The sequence below is a fragment of the Spiroplasma endosymbiont of Megaselia nigra genome (genome assembly GCF_003987485.1).
Taxonomy (GTDB): domain Bacteria; phylum Bacillota_I; class Bacilli_A; order Mycoplasmatales; family Mycoplasmataceae; genus Spiroplasma.
Genome location: NZ_RCOO01000116.1, coordinates 1 through 3,642 on the forward strand (window position 1 = coordinate 1; position 3,642 = coordinate 3,642).

The 3,642-nt window shown below is 21.1% G+C and carries 5 protein-coding genes and 1 pseudogene; 5 read left to right on the forward strand and 1 reads right to left on the reverse strand.

Features of this window, described 5'->3' with window-relative positions; translation table 4 throughout:
• The 5 genes from D9R21_RS07215 to D9R21_RS05005 all read left to right on the forward strand — a co-directional run.
• Positions 1-352: hypothetical protein (locus tag D9R21_RS07215; protein WP_158613903.1), on the forward strand; the 352-nt coding region annotated here is incomplete at its 5' end.
• A gap of 30 nt (positions 353-382) precedes the next feature.
• A complete protein-coding gene (locus tag D9R21_RS04990; protein ID WP_126821347.1) occupies positions 383-700 on the forward strand; it encodes a hypothetical protein in 318 nt (105 codons plus the stop codon).
• Positions 701-912: 212 nt separating this feature from the next.
• Positions 913-2,124 carry a phage tail tape measure protein gene (locus D9R21_RS04995; protein ID WP_126821348.1) on the forward strand — a complete coding sequence of 404 codons (1,212 nt, stop codon included), beginning with the start codon at positions 913-915 and terminating at the stop codon, positions 2,122-2,124.
• A gap of 163 nt (positions 2,125-2,287) precedes the next feature.
• Entirely contained in the window at positions 2,288-2,821 is a 534-nt protein-coding gene (locus D9R21_RS05000; protein ID WP_126821349.1) for a hypothetical protein, read from the forward strand.
• 6 nt (positions 2,822-2,827) lie between these two features.
• Complete coding sequence (locus tag D9R21_RS05005) at positions 2,828-3,394, forward strand: phage distal tail protein domain-containing protein (RefSeq protein ID WP_126821350.1); 567 nt, start codon at positions 2,828-2,830, stop codon at positions 3,392-3,394.
• 6 nt (positions 3,395-3,400) lie between these two features.
• Here D9R21_RS05005 and D9R21_RS05010 read toward each other — a convergent pair.
• Positions 3,401-3,642, reverse strand: a pseudogene (locus tag D9R21_RS05010) (integrase core domain-containing protein); the annotation flags it as partial.

Consider the following 3,642-nt stretch of genomic DNA (forward strand, 5'->3'; position numbering starts at 1 on the left):
TTTATATTTAGGTGGAGCAGTAGTTGAACCTAAGGGAATTATTAAACATATTGTTACAAAAATTGATATTAGTAAAATTAATAAATTAGATAAACCAACAATTCATGTTGCAGACCCAACAAAGGCGACAGTAGAACAGTTAAAACCACAATTTAAGGATGTTGTTTTAAAAGCAATAAAAGCCGTAAATAGTTCTTTAACTGAAAGTGATTATGATTACTTTATTGAAAGTAAAGGTGAAGACTGACCAATTAATATTACAAATGATAAAACTGTTGAAGTTCAAATTGAAGGTAAAAATAACGCTACTGGTCAAACAAAACCTATTGATGTAGTAATTAAAAATTCTTAAAAAATATTTAAGAATTTAAAGGAGTTAAATATGAACAAAAAAATTAAAGTTGGGAATGTTGATATAAATATTAATACAAGTGCTTATTTTTTAGTAATTTATGAACAATTAACTGGTAGTGATTTAATTACTGATTTTGAAAAAATGAAGAATGAAAAATTTTCATATAAACAATTATTAGATATGTTGTTTTCTTTTGCATATAATTATGATAATAATTTAGATTATAAAGAATTTTTTCAAAGTATCCCATTATCAGAAATTATGAATGAAGCATTTGTAGCAAAATTAAATAATTTAATAGCAGAGGTATTTATTTCAAATAATAATATTAATGAAAAAAAGTAGTTAATCAAAATTTAAATAAAAATTGAACTAATACTTTTATTTGTTTAATTAAAGAATGCGGTTATTTAGTTAGCGATTTAAAATTATTTACCTTAAAACAATTTTTAAATATTATAGCCTTACATTCAGAAAGATATCAAGATGTTAATAATTTTTCTAAAAAACCAACACAAGAAAAAATAAATAAAATATTTTTTGGAGGTTAAAATTTAATGGCAGAACAAATCAAAGGAATGCATCTTGAAATTAGTACAAATTTATCAAATATAAATACAGAAGTCAAAAAATTAGCCGATACTGTTAATCTTTCAAATCGAAAACTTGCTAATCTTGATGCTAATTTAAAATTTAAAAATGGCAAAGAACTTGATAATTTAAGAAATAAAATTGTTGAATATAACAAAAATATTGAAAATACAGGGAAACAAAAACAACAATTAATTAATAAAGTAAATGAATTACAAAAAAACCAAAAAGAATATTTAAATCAAATTAAAAAAACTGAAATAGCACTTAAAAATGCAACAGATGAAAAACAAATTAAAAAATTAAATGTTGAATTGTCTCAATTACAAAAGAAATTTAATACAATACCAAGGGAAATTGAATTTACAAATTTAACTATTGATAGAATTGATCGTAATATAATTAATTTTAATAGCGACTTAAAAGAAACTAACAAACAACTATCTAAAATAAGTGGCGATAAATTTATTAAATTTGGAAACAAATTATCAGATATAGGTAAAAAATTAAGTGCTTATATTACAATACCGTTAATTGGTATTAAGGCTATTTTAGGAAAAATAACAAAAGATACGATTTTATTTGGTGAAGAATTAAATAAAACAGCACAAAAAATTAATATTTCAACTGATAATTTACAAAAATTTAGATTTATTGCTAAAAAGATTGGTTTAGAAACTGAAAATATTGAAATTTTATTTCAAAAACTAAATAAAACAACCTATGAATTGTCACAAGGCATTATTAATGAAAGTACTGATGCATTTCAACAATTAGGAATTAATATTAAAAATACTAGTGGGGAATTAAAAAATACTGAAACTATTTTTTTAGAAACAAAAAATGCACTATCTAAAATAACAAATGAAACAGAAAAAAATAACTTCATTTTTAAAATTTTTGGTTATGAATTAGGTAGTAAAATTGCTCCGTTATTATTAAAAAGTAATGAGGAAGTAAAAAATTTAACTAATAATTTTGAAAATTTAACATTAATTTCAAATGAAAATATTAAAAAATCGACAGAATTAAGTAATAAATGAAGTGAATTAACACAAAAACTATCAATAATAAAAATGGAATTAGCAATAGGTTTATTCCCTATTTTTGAAAAATTTGTTAATTTTGTTGATAGTAATTTAATACCTTCAATTAAAAAAAATAACTGATACTTTTAATTCATTAAGTGTTAGCCAAAAAGAATTAATATTTAAAATTTTAGGTATATTAACAGTTATGGCACCCACTGTATTAATATTCGGAAAATTAATATCTATTGGAGGTTTATTAATAAACACCATCAATTTATTTAAAACAGCCTTTTTGGGGTTATCATCTTCAATGGGTGCAATCGGAATAGGAATAAGTATTATTGGTGCTTTATTAGTACCTTTATTAGCCCAAAATGAAGAATTTAAAGAATTATTAAAAGAATTAGGGAATATTTGTAAACAATTATTAATTCCAGTTATTGAATCACTTAAAAATTTACTTCAAGCATTAATGCCAATTTTAAAACCAATTTTTACATTATTTAATGGATTAGCATCTATATTTGCTAAGATTGGAAAAGCGATTTTAACTTTTTTAATACCCCCATTTAATTTTTTAATTAAAATTTTAAATAGTATTATATGACTAATAAATAAAGTACTAACAGGGCTAAAATATTTAACATTTGGATTAGTAAATATTCAAATTCCAGCATTACCAGAAATTCAAAAACCAGCATTACAACAATCAACTCTTAATACAAAAAATATAAATAATAGTAATACATTTAATAATAATTTTAATGTTTCAAATAATATGGATATTGAAGAAACAACAAATCAAATACTTAGACAAATAGGAAATAAAATAAATAGGAGTTAACATTTTATGATAGTTAGAACATTTAAAATAAAAACAAGTAATAATGAAATTATTGACTTACAAAATACTAGAGATATATTAACAATTTCTTTTAATAATATTGGCATCGGTTTTAATAATTCTTTTTTAAATGTTAAAAGTAACTTTATTTTAGAATCAAATAAAAAAATATTAAATGAATTATCCTTAAAATTATTATTTATAAACACTAACGCATATCAAAAATATCGTGATTTTATTGAAAAAATAAAATATGAACTTGCTAACTCTGAATCATTAAAATTAATTTATGGTGTTACATATAATAATAACTATAATGAATATTATTGTGATGTATATATTAAAAATATCGGTAAAAATGAATTAAACCAATTCAATAATTTAGAAGTTGATTTTATTTTAGAACAAGTTTCTAATTGAAAAAAAGAAATTCAAATTGAGTGAGAATTAATTATAGATACAAGTGGTGGAAAAAAATATAATTATAAATTTGGAGCATTTAAATACACAAGTATTTATGATCAAACAAAGAAAATAAAAAATAATAGTGAATTTAGACTGCACCCATTTTAGTAAGTACTAATAAAAAGTATTTACTATTTTTTTTATTATATCTTTTTCTTTACGATTTGAATATCATGTATTTCATTTTATAACATCTTGTATATATTCTTCATGTGAATTATATATTTTATTATGGATTGTAGCTTTCTTAAGTAATGAATGAAAACTTTCTATAACAATATTATCTGCACAGTGGTATTTTTTACCCATTGAAATTATAATACCGTTAGAGACACATTTATAGTGATAAATAGCGG